Annotated in this window: 11 protein-coding genes; 5 read left to right on the top strand and 6 right to left on the bottom strand. The window is 53.3% G+C overall.

Going from position 1 to position 17,524, the window contains the following annotated elements; genetic code table 11:
- Position 1: 1 nt before the first annotated feature.
- From BLR09_RS07475 to rnr, 5 genes are all read right to left on the bottom strand, one after another.
- On the bottom strand, positions 2-892 hold the full coding sequence (locus BLR09_RS07475; RefSeq protein WP_093199885.1) for a class I SAM-dependent methyltransferase: 891 nt from the start codon (positions 890-892) through the stop codon (positions 2-4).
- Between the two features lie 123 nt (positions 893-1,015).
- Entirely contained in the window at positions 1,016-2,878 is a 1,863-nt protein-coding gene (mnmG, locus tag BLR09_RS07470; protein WP_093199882.1) for a tRNA uridine-5-carboxymethylaminomethyl(34) synthesis enzyme MnmG, read from the bottom strand.
- Positions 2,879-3,017: 139 nt separating this feature from the next.
- Positions 3,018-3,437 carry an rRNA maturation RNase YbeY gene (ybeY, locus tag BLR09_RS07465; protein WP_093199880.1) on the bottom strand — a complete coding sequence of 140 codons (420 nt, stop codon included), beginning with the start codon at positions 3,435-3,437 and terminating at the stop codon, positions 3,018-3,020.
- 225 nt (positions 3,438-3,662) lie between these two features.
- Entirely contained in the window at positions 3,663-7,193 is a 3,531-nt protein-coding gene (locus tag BLR09_RS07460; protein WP_093199877.1) for a DUF4175 family protein, read from the bottom strand.
- A gap of 228 nt (positions 7,194-7,421) precedes the next feature.
- Complete coding sequence (gene rnr, locus BLR09_RS07455) at positions 7,422-9,752, bottom strand: ribonuclease R (RefSeq protein WP_093199875.1); 2,331 nt, start codon at positions 9,750-9,752, stop codon at positions 7,422-7,424.
- Positions 9,753-9,975: 223 nt separating this feature from the next.
- Between rnr and BLR09_RS07450 the strand changes: the two genes are divergently transcribed.
- The 3 genes from BLR09_RS07450 (at position 9,976) to BLR09_RS07440 (ending at position 12,463) form a co-directional block, all read left to right on the top strand.
- Entirely contained in the window at positions 9,976-11,007 is a 1,032-nt protein-coding gene (locus tag BLR09_RS07450; protein WP_093199872.1) for a rod shape-determining protein, read from the top strand.
- An 88-nt stretch (positions 11,008-11,095) separates the two neighbouring features.
- Complete coding sequence (gene mreC / locus BLR09_RS07445) at positions 11,096-11,944, top strand: rod shape-determining protein MreC (protein WP_093199869.1); 849 nt, start codon at positions 11,096-11,098, stop codon at positions 11,942-11,944.
- 15 nt (positions 11,945-11,959) lie between these two features.
- The gene (locus tag BLR09_RS07440; protein WP_093199866.1) at positions 11,960-12,463 is read left to right on the top strand and encodes a hypothetical protein; all 504 of its coding nucleotides are present in this window, start codon (positions 11,960-11,962) and stop codon (positions 12,461-12,463) included.
- 111 nt (positions 12,464-12,574) lie between these two features.
- Here the strand turns inward: BLR09_RS07440 and BLR09_RS07435 are convergent, their stop codons facing one another.
- Positions 12,575-16,516 (bottom strand): S8 family serine peptidase, encoded by a 3,942-nt coding sequence (locus BLR09_RS07435; protein WP_176785486.1) that lies wholly within the window; start codon positions 16,514-16,516, stop codon positions 12,575-12,577.
- Between the two features lie 161 nt (positions 16,517-16,677).
- On the opposite strand from BLR09_RS07435, the gene BLR09_RS07430 reads away from it, so the two are divergent.
- Both BLR09_RS07430 and BLR09_RS07425 read left to right on the top strand, forming a co-directional pair.
- On the top strand, positions 16,678-17,061 hold the full coding sequence (locus tag BLR09_RS07430; protein WP_093199861.1) for a VOC family protein: 384 nt from the start codon (positions 16,678-16,680) through the stop codon (positions 17,059-17,061).
- Between the two features lie 16 nt (positions 17,062-17,077).
- Positions 17,078-17,449, top strand: coding sequence for a DUF3574 domain-containing protein (locus BLR09_RS07425; protein WP_093199858.1), 372 nt, complete (start codon positions 17,078-17,080; stop codon positions 17,447-17,449).
- Positions 17,450-17,524: the final 75 nt, after the last annotated feature.

Here is a 17,524-nt window from a genome sequence, read left to right as displayed (position 1 = left end):
GTTACCTTTTTTTGAATACGTAGATCAGACTGGAGTAGTTGGGGCGCTCGCCTTTACCGAGGCTATTGGACTTGAGTCCCTCCCGGATAGCCTCCAGGTAGCGGGTTTTTCCATCCCGGTACCGTGTGCTGAGCATGGAGACATAGAATGAATCAAATGGCATCGGAAGGGTTTCCTCCAGCACAAATCCATACTGTCCCATCAGCGGTTTAAGGGTATTCGGAGCAAAATGGTAGAGGTGTCGCGGTACGTCATACGCTGCCCATTGCGCTCCATACCGTGAGGCATCATACGACTCAAGATTAGGGACAGCGATGATCAGCCGGCCGTCAGCGGCCAGTCGCTCGTTGAGCCAGGCCAGGGTTTCTTCCAGCCGGTGAATGTGTTCGAGGACGTGCCAGAGGGTAATGGCCTGAAAGGTTTCCCCCGCATAACTCCCGAGTATCTCCGGACTGACGGGCTGGGTAATCTGCTCTTCGGCCAGCTTCCGAGCGCCTGAATCCGGTTCTATACCGGATACTTTCCAGCCGTCCTCCTGGCAAACGGAGAGGAACATGCCGGTACCGCAGCCAACGTCGAGCAACCGGCCTTTGCCTGGAACGAGACGATTGAGCAGGGTCAGTTTATTCTTCAGGGTAATTCTTCGAACGGCGTGGTATACCTGGGAAACGAGACCTCTTTTGGTATTGCTGTGGGAGATGTAGTCGGTCGACTGGTAGTACCTTCCGATTTCCGCTTCTGTAGGGCGGGGGTTGGTAAACACGAACCCGCAGGTATCACAGCGGACCAGAGTAAATTCTTCCTGGCTTACGGTATAGTCTTTGCACGTCAGGAAGGGAGACAACCTGCTGCTCTGACAAACCGGGCAGGTACATAAGGTTTCCATTTTCATGGTTCAAAAATAGCCGATGGTCTTGAAAGCAGGGCTCCTGCCTTCGGGGGATTTCCCCGTTAATTTTCCTTAAGTAAACAAAAAAGCCCTTCCGGAGAAGGGCTTGAGAATCGCGCAGAGCGGTCAACGGCCAAGGTGGACCATCAATATCGAAATGTCAGACGGTGAAACGCCGCTGATTCGGGACGCCTGACCGAGTGTTTCGGGACGTATTCGGCTGAGTTTCTGGCGACTTTCTTTCGAAAGAGCCGTCAGTTTCTCGTAATCAAAACCAGGGTTGATGGAAAGATTCTCGAGCCGTTCCAGCTTCTCAACCTGCAATCTTTCCCGCTCCATGTAGTCTTCGTACTTCACATTGATCTCCGCCTGCTCCTGAATCTCGTCGGTAAACGAAGCGAGGGCTTCTGCAACAGAAGGACTCAGTTCCCGAAGTTTCGGCATGTCAAGCTCCGGCCGCTTAAGCAGGTGATAAAGCGTAGTCTTTTCCCGGAGTTGCGCAGATTGCTGATTTTCCAGTGAAGGGTTGACTTCTTCAGGGGCGACTTTGTGTTTCTTCAGCAGGCCAACCAATTCTGCTGTTTGTTCCTTCTTCCGGACAACGCGATCGTATCGCTCCTGAGACGCCAGCCCGAGGGCATAGGCTTTCTCGGTAAGACGCAGGTCGGCATTGTCCTGGCGGAGGAGGGTTCGGTACTCCGCCCGTGAGGTGAACATCCGGTAGGGTTCTTCGGTCCCTTTGTTAATGAGGTCATCGACCAAAACTCCGATATATGCTTCCGAACGATGGAGAACAAAGGGAGCTTTTTCATGCGCATTGTTATGCGCGTTGATACCGGCCATGAGTCCCTGGCAGGCAGCTTCTTCGTAGCCCGTCGTTCCGTTGATCTGCCCTGCAAAGAAGAGGTTGTCGACCAGCTTGGTTTCGAGGGTTGATTTTAGCTGTGTAGGAGGGAAGAAGTCATACTCAATCGCATAGCCTGGACGGAACATCCGAACATTTTCAAAGCCGGGTATGCGTCGGAGCGCTTCGTATTGCACATCTTCCGGAAGTGAGGTGGAGAACCCGTTTACATAGACTTCCACGGTATTCCAACCCTCGGGCTCGACGAAGATCTGGTGCCGGTCTTTGTCTGCGAAACGGTTGATTTTATCTTCCACAGACGGGCAGTAGCGGGGCCCAAGCCCTTTGATACGACCCGCAAACATGGGTGATTTATCGAACCCGGTACGGAGAATACTATGGACTTCTTCGTTGGTATAGGTAATCCAGCAGCTGCGTTGTTCGGCCAGAACGGGGGTGTCGAGGTAGGAGAATTTTCCTGGTTGCTCATCCCCTTTCTGCTCTTCCATTTTGGAGAAATCCAGGCTGCGCGCGTCTACCCGCGGTGGCGTCCCGGTCTTCATCCGGCCGGCTTCAAAACCCAATCGAACGAGTTGCTCGGTGATTCCCGTCGCCGCCCGCTCCGCGGTTCGCCCGCCGCCAAACTGCTTTTCTCCGATGTGAATAAGTCCGTTGAGAAAGGTACCGTTGGTCAATACGACGGCCTTCGCACGAATTTCAATGCCAAGTTGGGTAACGACGCCGACTGCCTTCCCTTCTTCCACCAAAAGTCCCGAAACCATCTCCTGCCAGAAGTCGACGTTGAGATTTTGTTCCAATGCAAGCCGCCATTCTTCAGCAAACCGAACACGGTCTGACTGGCACCGGGGCGACCACATTGCCGGTCCTTTCGAGCGGTTCAGCATCCGGAACTGGATCATGGTCTTGTCCGAAATGATACCGGACATGCCGCCGAGCGCGTCGACCTCGCGGACGATCTGCCCCTTCGCGACGCCTCCCATAGCGGGGTTGCAGGACATCTGTGCGATGGTCTGCATATTCATGGTGATCAGCAAAACGCGGGAACCCATCGTGGCCGCAGCATGTGCCGCTTCACAACCGGCGTGCCCGGCACCTACCACTATAACATCGTATTCTCTGAACATAGCCTAATGTACCCCACTCATTTTCAACACATGGCCTCCCGGGCACGGGGAGTGAATCCGAAAGATTTTTGATTGTTTCAATGTTGTTTCACGTGAAACGAGAAGAATAGAAATTCCGGCGGGTTTCACGTGGAACAAACTATTTCCGTAGAAGAAGGTAATGACTTTCCCGCTCGCGCATGGCTTTTTCTTCCTCGTCCGACTTGTCTTTATACCCGCAAAGGTGCAGGATACCGTGGACGAGAACACGTGCCAATTCATCGACAAAGGGAATGCCGAGAGAACGGGCGTTGTCCGTAACTCGTTCCACGCTCACGAAAATATCGCCGGTCAGGCCGGCGTTTTCGTCTTCTGAATTATCAAATGTTATGATGTCGGTGTAGGTATCGTGATCGAGGTACTCGACGTTGATCTGATGGAGATACTCGTCCGAACAAAAGATATAGTTCAACTCCGCGACGGAAGTACCTTCCGCTTCTGCTACAACCTTCAGCCATTTGCGGGTCTTCTGAGGAAACGGAACGGCAAACTCCACATCCTCCGTAAAAAAACGAATCATTGCTTAGTCATTGAGAATCACAAAGATACACTCAAATCCCGGGAGGACATACGGGAAATGGAATGTGGATAACTTTGTGCATAACCCGGAGGATAACCGTGTTGATAGAAAAGTGGATAACGCGTGGATAAATTATTTGAGTTGTAATAGGCTGATTATTAGATATTTACTAGCATAAAATAAAAAAGCCGGAGCGATGCCCCGGCTTTTGTTTCACGTGGATAACTATTTCAGTTTTCGGAAATACTGGTCTACTTCTTTTTTGTAGAACGGCGAAAGGGAAGGCGGGACCGTCCGGAGCAGTTCCGTTTGTTTTTGCTTTTCCTTCACATATTGTTCAAAAGCAGGAGGGACCCTCCGGGGCTGTTCCTTCGCTGTTTCTCCTTTGCGCTTCTGCTCTTCTTCCTGCTCCTGCATGGCCTTTTCGGATTCGAGCAGGCGGGTCAGAATCTCCTTGTTCCGGTTGATGGTATTCGGCGTGACCCGCTTGTTGACAAGGTCTTCCTCGGTCTGATCCATCTTCTTCATCAGCTCGTTCAGCTCTCCCTGCATCTTTTTCCCGGCTTCCGTGCCCCGTAGCTTATCCATAGCCTCCTGGAGCTGCTTGCGGATCGCGGCTTGTTCAGCCGCCATTTTCGCGAGTTGCTCGGAGTAGGCACGACCGTTGCGTTGCCCTTGCTGGCTCTGCTGCATCTGCTGGTTCATCTGCTCCTGCTGCTTGCCCATGCTGGGTTTGTTGCCGGGCTGACGCTTGCTTTTCTTGCCTTTTTGAGACGCCGACATCATACTCATGGCGTTTTCCTGCATCTGCTTCAAGACGTCCGACAGCATCAGCGCCAGGTTGTTGATGTTCGTCATCGCAAACTGCTGCTTGGAAGTGGCCATCGGCAGCTTCCGCTCGCGGATAAACCGCGCAGCATCGTCCATGTTTTTCTTCATATCGCCGACTTCCCGCGTCACGAACGCCTGGATCTGCAGTACCCGCTTCGCCAGGGCGTAAAGGCTGTCTTCGACAATCCGGGCGTCGTCCTGAAGCTTAATCTGCTCCTGTGCCAGTTTCACAAAGCGGGGATCGGCCAGTTGCACGCCGCGGAAATCCTTCATCAGCCGCTCCTGATCGAAACTGAGGCGAACCAGGTTTTCGAGAATATCCCGCAGGTCATCCATGTTTTCCTCGTTCTCTTCCATTTCCGCCTGCTGCTTCATGTCTGACAATTTCTGGGCGAGTTGCTTCATCTGCTGCGCCGCTTTTTTCTGCCGCTGGGAAGAGGAGCGGTTCTTGCCGCTCTTCATGTCCTGCTGACTCTGCTGCTGCTGCTCGGAGATTTCCTGCTGCTCTTTCTTGCCCATATCCTTCTCCTGCATGTCCTTGAGCTCGTTGTTCAGGTTTTCGACGTCGTTGAGGTTCTTTTTGATGTCCTCCATCTCGTCCTGCAACTTTTGCTGCTCGTTTTCCAGAGAGTTTGAATCCTTCTGGTCTTTGCTGTCTTCGCCCTTGTTGTCGTCCTTGCTGTCCTTTCCGTCCTTGTTTTCTTTTCCGTCTTTGGAATCCTTCCCGTCTTTGTTGTCTTTCCCGTCCTTCTGTTCGTTGTTTTTGCCGTCGTTTTTCAAGGAGTCGGACTCGTTCTTTTTCGCGTCTTTCTGAGCGTTTTTCAATGAATCAGCTTCATTTTTCTTCGCATCTTTGGTATCCTTCGGCGCGGTGTCTTTCTGCTGGTCTGTTTTCTCGGCGAGTTTCTGCTGCTCTTCGGCGAGCTTTTTGAGTTCGTCGATCGACTTTTCAAGCTTTTGCTCCCGCTGGAGACGTTTGAACAACTGCATAGCCCGGTCGAGATCCTTCTCCGTATTCCGCTCTTTTGCCTTCATACGGTCGAGCATTTCGAGCAGGCGCTCGTCCTGATTCTTTTCGAGCATCTGCTTCAGCTGTTCGTAGAGCTTGTCGGAATCGCTTTTCAACAACTCGTCCATCAGCTTCTGCAGCTGCTCGAATTTCTGCGCCAACTCCGGTCGCTGCTCGTTGAACCGCTGCTGCTTCTGCGTCAGCGACATATTCTGCTCCTGCAACTGGCGGAGTTCTTCCTGCAACTGCTCCCGTTTTTTGATAAGTTCTTCGAGCTGCTTTTTGTCCTGGTAATCGAGGTCGCGCTTATTGCGGAGACGGGCTTCGAGTGCAGCCAGTTCTTTTTTGAGCTGTTGTGCCTTGGAAAGAGAGCGGTCGAGCTGGTTCTCCGTTTTCTCCACGGCGTTCTCGATTTCTTTCTCAATGACTTTTTTCGACGGAACAGCGTAGTTCATCAGCCCCGTTTTGGCCGATTTCGCGCCGTTTACGCCGTCATTGTCCCACACCTGGACATAGTACTCGATTTTGTCTCCCGGCGCCAGTCTGAGCGAATCTGTGGCCCACTGGTAATAGAAGCTCTGGATGGTTTGTCCTTTGGAGAACGGGATACCCAGCGATGCATAGCTTTTCGGCGTATCATTTTCGCGGATTATGCGGTAGAACAGCCGAAGATTGGAGATTCCGTAGTCATCGGAAATATTACCGCCCAGTACCAGGTAGTTGTATAGCGTCGAGTCCCGGTACTGTTCCAGCGTGATACCGGGGTATTTATCCGGGATGACGTTCAGGAAGAAACTGACCGGCTCCAGGTTGGACGCATACTTATTTTGAAGCGACACCTGGTATTCTCCTGACGTGCGCACTTTCTTTTCCAGGTGAAAACCTCCGAGCATCGATTTTTCAGCGGGCTCCGGTTTGCCGGAAAAGGAGAGGCTGACGGCATCGGTTTCCGTTGCGGAAAACTGCCATTCCACCACTGTACCCTCCGGCACGGTGAGGTTTCCGGTGTTTTTAAGCGTCTCGGCAGGTTTGTTGAGGTAGGAGGGATACTGCAGGGATACGTCGAAACCGGTCAGGCTCGGCCGGGCAACGATATCCACGTCATAGGAAGGCGAGAAATAGCCTGCCGCTTCGAAGGTAAAATCAAAATCCTGCTGCAGTTTCCGGAAGGTATAGGAGTAATGCCGGAGATCCGACGACTCCATTTTAAACCGCCGGCCGGCTACGTTGAGGTATACAGCCTCCGGTACTGCGTTTCCCTTCAGTGTCATTTCCACGACCAGGTCTTCGTTGCGGAAGGCCTGTAATGACTTATTTTCCAGGAAAAAAGAAAAAGGGGCTTCCTCCGCGAACTCATTCCGGAATTGAACGAGGCGCGTCGTCGGCTTCGTAAAAAACTGAGGAAAAACGAAGAGAATAGCGGCGATAACAACGGCCGGCACCGCCGCATACTTCAGGTGCTTCCGGTTTTCCTCCAGCTTTACCGCATCCGTAAACTTCACGATTGCCAGTTGCTGCGATTTCTGCCGGATGGATGCCTGAATTAGATCACTCTGGCTCTGGCTGACCAGTTGAAGGGTATTCAGCAGCCGGTCGCCCACTTCCGGAAAAAACCGCCCGATCTGCCGGGCGGCCTCTTCATTCGAGAGCGGTTTCTTCCGTCCATACAGGAATATCAACGGTTTGATGACCCAGAAGAGCATCGAACTCAGGAAGACCCCCAGAAAGCCGAAAAACAGCAGCGTCCGGAAGGTCTTTCCAAAATGACCGAAATATTCCAGTGTATTGAAAAGCAGGTATGCGGATAATACTACCGCCGCCGAAAAGATGACTCCTTTCAGGAGAAGATTGGCATAGTATTTCCGCTTGTACTCGTCGAGCTGGACGAGCAGAGAATCGACGGGAGAGGCGTTCATAGTCGTCGTATGGGTTCATCGGCGCCGGGCGCCGCAGTGATCCAAGTAACGAGTTAAGGTAGGAAAAATTTGCCGTATAGGGTGCGTTTTCAAGGGTTTCTTTCGGAAGAACCCCTCAAGTGACGACTTCTGTGCAGTCTGTGTATTCTGTGAGCTGTATTTTATTTCTCACAGAATACACAGACTGCACAGAAAAAAGGCCGTCTCGTTTGGGAGACGGCCTTCGTTTTATCGTTTTTTCCGGTTGGAAGACCGGTTTCGGTCTTTCGGAGAGGAGGAAGATCTTCCGGAGCGACTATTGTTTCCCCGGGAGCCTCCGCGGCTGCCGCCCCGGCTTCCATTGGTCGGAATCGGCTTCAGCCGGGGCGAATCGCCGGCGGTGAGAATACCGAGCAGTTCGAGGTCGATGACCCGGCGACTGAGGTTCGCTTCCCGGACTTTCACCCGGACAGCATCGCCGAAGTTGATAATCCGGCCGGAGCGCTGCCCGACGAGGCGGTAGTTCGCCGCGTCGAGATCATAAAAATCGTCTTTCAGATCAGCCAGGCGTACCATGCCTTCGCTGGCGGTTTCGGTGATTTCGACAAAGAGACCAAACTCCGTCACACCCGAAACGATACCATCGAATACCTGTCCTTCCCGGCTCTGCATGAATTCGACCTGCTTGTACTTGATGCTGGCGCGCTCGGCTTCGGCGGTGAGTTTTTCACGTTCGGAGCTGTGTTTGCAGCGACCTTCGTACTCATTCCGTTCGACAGGCTTGCCGCCGTCGAGGTAATGTTGCAGCAGACGGTGCGCCATCATATCCGGGTACCGGCGAATGGGCGACGTGAAGTGGGAGTAATGCGAAAACGCCAGGCCAAAGTGCCCGATGGCGTCGGTGGAATACCGCGCTTTGGCCATTGTCCGGATGGCGAGGTTTTCGATCAGGTTTTGTTCGGGCTTTCCTTCGACATCGTCCATCATCTTGTTGAATGACTTTGCGATGTTTTTCTCAACCTGAATCTGATACCCGAACCGCAGGGCAAAATCCGCAAAGGTTTTAAGCCTGTCGGGGTCGGGTGCTTCGTGAATCCGGTATACCATGGTATTTCGCGGTTCGTCGGGTTTCAGCCGGAAGACAAATTCCGCTACCCGCTTGTTGGCGAGCAGCATGAACTCTTCGATAAGCTTGTGCGCGTCTTTCCGGATTTTCTGAAAGACCTCCAGCGGTTTTCCGTTTTCGTCGAGCCGGAATTTGACTTCCACCGTCTCGAAATTGACCGCCCCTTTCCGGAACCGTTCCGTACGGAGTTTCTTCGCCAGATCGTTGAGCAGGTGAAGGTCGTCACGGAAGGGAAGTTCTATGCCTTCTTCCTGATTTTCAAGTAGTTCCTGCGCCTCTTCATAGCTGAAGCGGCGGTCGGAGTGAATAATGGTCCGTCCAAACCACTCTTTCGCAATTTTCGCATCCGGAGTGAGTTCGAATACCGCCGAGAACGTCAGCTTATCTTCGTTCGGCCGGAGCGAACACAACTGGTTCGATAGTTTTTCCGGGAGCATCGGTACGGTGCGGTCGACCAGGTAGACAGACGTAGCCCGCAGGTATGCTTCGGTTTCGAGCGCCGTTCCGGGCTGGACGTAGTGGGTTACGTCGGCGATGTGTACGCCAACTTCTACGTTTCCGTTCTCCAGGTAGCGGATAGACAGGGCATCGTCAAAATCCTTGGCGTCGGCCGGGTCGATGGTAAAAGTGAGTACCTGGCGGAAGTCTTTCCGTTTCTTGATTTCCTTGACAAGGATTTTTTCAGAAATGGCGTTGGCTTCTTTTTCGACGGTTTCGGGAAATTCGTAGGGGAGGCCGAATTCCGCCAGAATAGCGTGCATTTCGGTATCATTTTCCCCAGCCTTTCCGAGAACCGTTTTGATTTTGCCCTCGGGCCGGACGCCTTCTGCCGGGAATTTGGTGATTTCGAGAATGACTTTTTCCCCGTCTTTTACCTCGTTGAAATCTTCGGCCCGGACAAAAAAGTCATTGTAGATCCGGCGGTTATCCGGATAGACAAACCCGTACTTCGGACTCATCTGCTCGAAGGTACCGACGAGTTCAGTACGGTTCCGCTGCGTCACTTCCAGTACTTCGCCTTCGGGTTTGTAGCCGGAGCGGCGACTGCCTTTCCAGATGGAAATATTGACCAGGTCTCCGTCGAGCGCGCCATTGAGGTTTTCGGTCGGAATACGGATATCGTCTTCGTCCGGTTTTTTATCGTCCGGAACGACAAATGCATAGTTTTTATTGACATGTTCGACACGTCCGGTACGATACCGGAGGCCGGTATCAATCTGGTAGCGGCCGTCGCGAAGGAGGAGCTTTTTATCTTCTACAAGTTCATCCGTCAGAAGCCGGTAAATCTCGCGCAGGGATTTTCCTCGTACATCCATTTGCTCCCATACCTGGGGCAGGGAAAAAGAATCCCGGTAGTTGACATCGAAAAAGGAAAGAATCTCCGCTTTCAGCTGGGAGATAAAACGTTCTTCTTTGGTGAGGGTATGGTTTTCTGTTGTTTTTTTCTTCTTCATTCAAAATTGATATTATCCACTGATAAACAGACAGTTGACGAATTTGGTTCCACCGCTCTACCTGCAGAATCCGGTCTGCAAATACGTGAAAGCGTATTAAAAGACCGTACCCCTGAGAATGCTTGTGTTAAAAAAATCTTTAAAACGGGTTTCTGGATAAGATTCTCTAATTTTGCACATTCCTAAGAAACGAAACCAAAAAACTGACGCTCAGAGGCTTCCAATGGCATTATTCGATTTCCTAACCAGCGACATCGCGATCGACTTAGGCACGGCCAATACGCTCATTATTCATAAAGGCAAGATTGTGGTGGATGAACCCTCCATTATTGCCCTCGATAAAACCACCGGGAAAGTGCTTGCAATCGGCCATCGGGCGATGCAGATGCACGAAAAGACCAACGAAAACATCAAAACCATCCGTCCGCTCAAAGACGGCGTAATTGCTGATTTTACCGCCGCAGAACTCATGATCCGCGGTTTGATCAAGCTGATCGACGAGCGGAAGGGGCTGCGGTTTTTCACGCCGTCCCACCGTATGGTGGTCTGTATCCCGTCCGGCATCACGGAAGTAGAAAAACGGGCTGTCAAGGACTCCTGCGAGCACGCCGGAGCGAAAGAAGTCTACATGGTTCACGAACCGATCGCCGCCGCGCTCGGGATCGGAATCGATATCCAGCAACCCAACGGTTCCATGATCGTGGACATCGGAGGCGGAACGACAGAAATCGCCGTTATAGCCCTCTCGGGCATCGTCTGCGAAGCTTCGGTTCGTATTGCGGGGGATGTTTTCACACGTGATATCGTCGACTACATGCGCCGGGAGCATAACCTGCTCATCGGGGAGCGGTCGGCCGAGCTCATCAAAATTGAAGTAGGAGCGGCTTTGCCGGAGCTCGACAACCCGCCGGCCGACTTCGAAATCCGTGGCCGTGACCTCATGACGGGTATTCCGAAAGAGATCAAGGTAACGTATTCGGAGATTGCCTACGCGCTCGACAAGTCCATCTCCAAGATCGAAGAAGCAACGATGAAAGCCCTGGAAACGTCACCTCCGGAGCTTTCTGCCGATATCTACCACAACGGTATCCACCTGACCGGCGGAGGAGCACTCCTGCACGGTCTGGATAAACGCCTGGCTGCCAAGACCAAACTTCCCATTCACATTGCCGATGATCCGCTCCGGGCTGTTGTCCGCGGAACGGGCGAGGTACTCAAGGACCTGGAGAAGTACAAGGCGGTACTCATTAGCTGATAGCCACAGCGGAGGGGGGAAAGCAGGTGTCGTCCGGTTTGCCGGACGGTAGCGGCTGCTTTCCACCCTCTTCATTTTCATTGTCCGGATGAACCAGCTCTTTGCCTTCATCGCCCGGCAGCGGGCGTTTATTTTGTTTGTGCTGCTGGAAGTGCTGAGCTTGTGGTGCTACTTCAAGTTCAACAATTATCCGAGTTCTATTTATTTCCATACGACGAACTACTACGTTGCCCGCAGTCTTCAGCTACAGGCGTCGATAACGAATTATCTCAACCTGGGTGAAGTCAACCACGCCCTGGCCGTCGAGAATGCCCGCCTCAACGCCGAGATTACCTTCCTGAAAAACAAGCAGGTACCTCAGGCGGTGAATTACAAGGCCGATTCGGCGGTAGCGTCCCGCTTTCAGCCGATTGTCGCCAAAGTGGTGAAAAACTCGGTTCTCGTTGCGCAAAACAACTACCTGACGCTCGACAAAGGTACCAAAGACGGCGTCAGGCCGGGGATGGGTGTTATTTCGCCCACCGGCGTCGTCGGAATTGTGAAGGGTTGCTCGGAGGACTTTTCGCTGGTAACCTCACTGCTCCACATCGATCCGCCTATGCGCATTTCTTCTGCTGTGAAGCGGAGTGGTGAAATCGGCTCGGGTCGCTGGGAAGGAGACAATACCGAGAAGATCAAACTGTATGATATTTCGCGGTACAAGTCGGTCAAAATGGGCGATACCATTGTGACGTCCCATTTCAACTCCGTTTTTCCGGCCGGTATCTTTGTCGGGTTTGTTAAGAAACTGGGTATCAGTGCAGACCAGACCTTCTGGGATATCGACCTGAAGCTTGCAACAGACTTCCGGAACCTGTCATACGTGTATATTCTTGACAACCGGCTTCAAAGCCAGCAGGAGCAGCTGGAAAGTACCCTCAACCCCAAAACCAAATAACCGGACAGAGAGCCCATGAACCGCAACTTTCTGAATACGACGTTTTGGGTAGTTATTTACCTCCTGCTGCAGGTATTCTTTTTCCGGAGCATGATTCTGTTCGATCATGCTTTCTGCTTCGTATACATTGCCAGTACGCTGTCGTTTTCCTTTGATACGCCTAAAACACAGGTACTGCTGCTGGGCTTTGTGACCGGGATATTTGTGGATTTCTTTTACAATACCCTGGGCCTGCATGCGGCGAGTACTGTTTTTCTGGCTTTCGCGAGACCGGTTATCCTGCGTATTCTGACTCCGGCGCGAGGCTATGAAGAACGAAACGAACCGACCATTACCGTCATGAACCTGCGCTGGGTAATTAGCTACGTGTTTTTGTCGGCGCTGCTTCACCATACGATTCTTTTCAGCCTGGAAGCGCTTAATCTGTCGCTGATTGTCCCGACATTGATCAAAATAGGCAGCAGCACATTGTATACCACGATTGTCATTGTCCTGCTCCAGTTTTTCCGGAGAAATTAGTCTCCCCGGAAAGAAGAAAAGGCTACTCTGTATCGGACAGGGTAGCCTTTTTACGTTTCTGTGTATTCTGTGAGAAAATCAATTTTCGTTGCTCACTGAAAGCACAGAAGATTATTGTTTGATGAACCGGCGGCTCAGCGTTCGGCGGGAGTCGGATACCCGCACGAGGTACAGGCCAGCCGGCAGGCCGTCGAGCCGGAAATCTCCCGAAAGTACCTCTCCCGATTTGGTGAGGGAAAGCGACTGAAGGAAGCGCCCGTCCGTCCCGTAAAACGACGCCGTAGCTCCGGTCATCTCAGGGGATTGATAATCGATCCGGATCATCTCCGTCGCCGGATTCGGCTGTAAGGTGAGGCTGACGGATACCGGCGCCGTTGCAACCGACGTGATCGTCACCGTAACCCCGTCAGAAACTGCTGTACAGCCCTGAGAATTGGTGATCCGGACGGAATAGGTACCTGACTGCGTCACGGTGTAATTCTGCTTCGTAGCGCCCGAAATCGCAGCACCATTCAGCAACCACTGATACGCCGAGGCTTCGGAGGAGACGAGCGCCAGTTCGGTACGCGTAATCGTAGGCGTAGCCACATTCCGGAGCGAGACATTCGTCACGGAAGACGTCGTTTCACATCCGGAAGGCTCCGATACCTTAACGGTGTAGTTTCCGGCGGCTGTAACGGCCAGAGAGGCATTAGTAGCGCCCGAAATCGCCGTCGACCCCGAATACCACTGATACGTAAACCCGGTGCCGGTATTGGCCTGGAGCGTAAGCGTACCTCCGGAGCAGAGGAAGGCGCTGTCGGCCGGTGTTATCTTCGCCGGAGAAGTCACAGACCCGGCCGTTACCGGAACCGCTACGCGGGCGCTCGGACAGCCCGATGCCCGTACTTTCAGGTCATAGAAATAGTAGTAGTATGAATTTTGACTGGTACCGGCACCATTTCCGGTAATGGAAAAGACATTACTGAGCGTGAATGGATAGGTATAGCTGCCGAGGTTCCGGAAGATCGTCGCCCCGTTGGCATAGGAAATCTGAATGACATAATCTCCCGCAGCCGGAAGAACCAGCCCGAGGGGGTAGACGGCGCCCTGGTCCGATCCGTCGTCCGCCTGCGATCCGGACGCCGCCGGATTACGGGTCGCGGTGACGTCGAGCGTCACCGTCGATACCTGCACACCTGCCGTAGTATAGGCGGTGAACGTGATTTTCCCCGAATTACCGATGTACAGGCGGGCACTTTCGAGAACGACCGGAATAGTGGCCCGCACGTTTACACCGGGAGAAAACTGGTTATAACCGCCCGTTCCAAGCGTGCTTTTTGTGGCCGGCCCTATGCTGGCGCTGTACTCGTTGAGGCTGGCATAGACGGTTCCGGAAGCAGGTTTCTGGCCAAGGGAAGCTGCGTTACCGATCGCCAGCAGGTTTCCGCCGGAGGGAGAATCATACCAGAAGGCGGTACCTGAAGCGGCATTGCGCAGGGTTACTTTGCCATCCGAACCGCAGGTCATGGCCGTTGCCTGAGGCATTACGGCGACGGTTACCGCCCGCGTTACTTCCGTCTGGTTATTGGAAGATACCTGATCGCCCGAGAGCGCCGAAACGCCGGTGATCGTATAGCTCTTACCGGATTCAGCATTGAAACTACCCGACAACCATACGTCTTTCGTTTCAAACGCGCTGAGCGAGGTTTGGCCGGTGAGCGTAGCTACTACGGATGATCCGTCTTTGATCGTCGCCGTTAACGGTACGTTCGACTGGGCTTCGGTTCCGAAGTTCTGTACCCGGAGCTTCACCTGCACTGCATTTCCGGCGCAGAAGCTGTTTTCGGGAGAAACAATAGCTGTTACGCCTGCGTCTTTTGCCGGCTTGACGACCCGCAGTACATATTCCTGCGTTTGCCCGCCGGCATAGGTTCCGCAATTGGCGACGGTTGTTCCTTCGGCTGAAATAATCCGCAGCGGAATCAGCTGCCCTTCCACAACGGTAGCAGGTACCGTCGCAGAACCGTTGTAAACACCTCCGCTGGAAAGCGATCCGGACGTACCAAGCGTTTCGCCGGTATCGTCATAGTCTCCGTCCAGGTTCCAATCGGCCAGCAGGCGGACGGTTTTAGTGGTATTCTGGCCGTTGCAGTTGGCGACAGTGATCTGGAAGGAAACGGTCTGTCCCGGACCGATATCGGCCTGTTTGTCGGGGAACGACTGGCTCGCTGCGCAGCCATCAGGCAGGGTATTGGTCATTCCCCCGAAAACAACCTGACTGATTTTACTGATGTTGGTAGCTGTAGCCGACGAAGCGCAGTAGGCTTTCCCGCCGATGCCGCTCGCCACGAGGCTATAAGCTTGCTTGCCGTTGACGAGCGTGCCTTTGTGGGAGATGGTGACGGTATAGGTTTTGCCGGGAACCGGATTGGCAACGAGTATCTGTTCGACGTTGTCTTTGACGTTGTCGCCCGTGGTAGCTGCCTGAGTAGGTTTGTCGGGATCGAGCAGGTAAGGTTGCCAGGTTGTCGTTCCGTCTGAAATACGAAGATCTAGGTCATTGATCAGTCGTGCGGTACGGTTATTGAGGACGGTCGTCGCAATGGTCAGCGGCGTCGCTTCCGGGTCGATCCAGGCGATGGTCAGGCGCAGCGGGCCCTGCCCCGACGCAACTACCTCGATGGTTTGTGTTTGCCCGGAAGTCAGTTCACGCTCCTGAACGGAGTAGCTTTTATCGGTATTGAGGATGACTTTGGCGGCTTTCTCCATGTTGAGAAGTCCCCAGCCGAAATTGTAATCAGGACCCGCATTACCGGCGTCTGTCGCCGTATGAATGACGATGCCTTTAAGGGTAGACGACCGCATGAAGCTACCGCTGTTTTGCTGGGAATAAAGTTCCTGAAGAAGGAACAGACTTCCCGAAACATTGGGCGTCGCCATGGACGTCCCGGACAATACCGCATAGGCGTCTTTCGCACTGGCAGAAGAGGAAAGGACATTTACCCCGACGCCCATGATATCGGGTTTGATACGCCCGTCGTCCGTCGGCCCGGAGCCGCTGAAGGACGCCAGCTGAATATCGGACGACTGGTTGACGCCATTCGGTACAGCATAGACCGCGCCGACGGTCAGGATATTCTTTGCCGTTCCATAGGTCGAAATATTATCGAAAGAGCCGTTGCTGTTGCGGCTTTTGGTGCTCGTGGTAGTGCCGGAGCCGAGTTTGTAGGAGGCGCCGTCAGCAGGTTTGAAGGTATTATCCGGATCGCGGGAGTTGCCCGAGGCGAAGCAGATCAGGTAGTTAGGCGTACTGAAGGCAAGCTTGTCGAAATCCCTGGCACGGGTATCGTAGTAGCCGAATTTATAATCTTCTGTTTCGCTGACGGCGTCGTTACCATACCACCGCCAGGTACCGTCTTCATCCTGATCCCAGCCCGCGAGCTGCCCGTAAGAGTGATTGGAGATGAGCAGGGTAGAAGAAGCGGAGGTCATTTCCGAAAGGTCGCTGGTGAAGTCCCAGGCCCGGAGCGACGCACCGAACGACATCCCTTTCGCAATGGCATTGACACCGCTGGCGATCATCGTTCCGGCTACGTGTGTCGAGTGCTCGTTATTGGTGGTGACGTTATCGACCTGCGTGACGCGGCCGGTCAGCTCAACGTGATCCAGGCGGACACCCCCGCCATCCCACACGCCCAGGCGGCCGGAAAGCCCCGCACTGCTGCCTGACAAGGCAAGCCCTAAACTGCCGCCCGGCTGAACGGAGTTGGTCTTCGTCGTAGCCGCCGACGCGACATTTGAAAACGTTGTGACATAAACGGGTTCACCTTTCGCATCCAGACCGTGGAGACGTACACGCCGGCCATTGGCGAAGACTTTGTCGGCAAACCAGCCGCGTTTCTGGACGAGTTCCAGCGCTTTGCTGTACGACTGTTTTTCCCCGTCTGCGGCCAGACGGGCGTTTTTCTCCAGCAGCTGTGTCTGTTTGGAAGAGTATAACGGGTGTGGTTGCTGGGCATATACCCAGCCGGAAACCAGCAGGAAGACAACAGATAATAGTGGTTTTCTCATGTCCGGAAGAGAGCGAAGCAGAGGGATATTTTCCATTACGTCAGATGCACCCCCCGGCGTTGCGTTTAGTCAGAAATTGTGTGGATTGGATGGTTGGCAGTGAAGTTTGGGGGTATGGGTTCTTTCGTGTACTTTAACGAAAGACATTCTTATAACCTTGTATGAAACGAGTAACCGGACTGGGCGGCGTGTTCTTCAAGTGTGAAGACCCTGCTGCCGTTAGAAAATGGTACGCCGAACGCCTGGGAATTCCTTCGGATGATTATGGACTGAACTTCACCTGGCGCGAAGCAGAGCAGCCCGAGCGTACGGGATTGACGGTTCTGAGCCCTTTTTCCAAAGGCTCGACCTATTTTGCTCCTTCCGAGAAGCCGTTCATGCTCAATTTTCGGGTAGAAAACCTGCCCGAACTGATTGAACAGCTTCGGGCTGAAGGCGTAACCGTCGTGGGCGAAATTCAGGAGGAAACCTACGGAAAATTCGGCTGGATTCTGGATCCGGAAGGCAATAAAATAGAGCTCTGGGAGCCTGCGGAGGAAGAATAAAGCCTCTTTTGCACGTATGAAAAGTATACTGACCGGATTGCTGGCGCTGGCGCTCGTCGGCTGCAGCCGGTATACCCGTGTTGAATTGTATTTCGGGCAAAGCCGACCTGATGGAAGTCTGATTGCACCGGCCGACTGGCAGGCGTTTTCTGACAGCGTAATCACGCCGGTTTTGCCGGAAGGGCTTTCGGTAGTCGACGCGCGCGGGCAGTGGCGGGGAGCTTCCGGAAAAGTGATTTCAGAACCTTCGAAAGTAGTACTGGCTTTCGTTCCGCTGACGAAAGGCCGCTCACAGGCCATTGACCTGATCCGGAAAAAATATTGCCTCTATTTTCACCAGGAGTCGGTCATGCGGATCGACCAGAAAGTGAAGGCAGTCCGGTTTTAGGTTATCCGGCGGATGGTCCGAAAAGGGACAGACGGCATATTCCAACAAACAAAAACAGGCTCCGTAAGAAGCCTG

The organism is Siphonobacter aquaeclarae, assembly GCF_900103285.1.
Classification (GTDB): domain Bacteria; phylum Bacteroidota; class Bacteroidia; order Cytophagales; family Spirosomataceae; genus Siphonobacter; species Siphonobacter aquaeclarae.
Note: the sequence above shows the minus strand (reverse complement) of the source record. Positions and strands in the feature narration are given on the sequence as shown.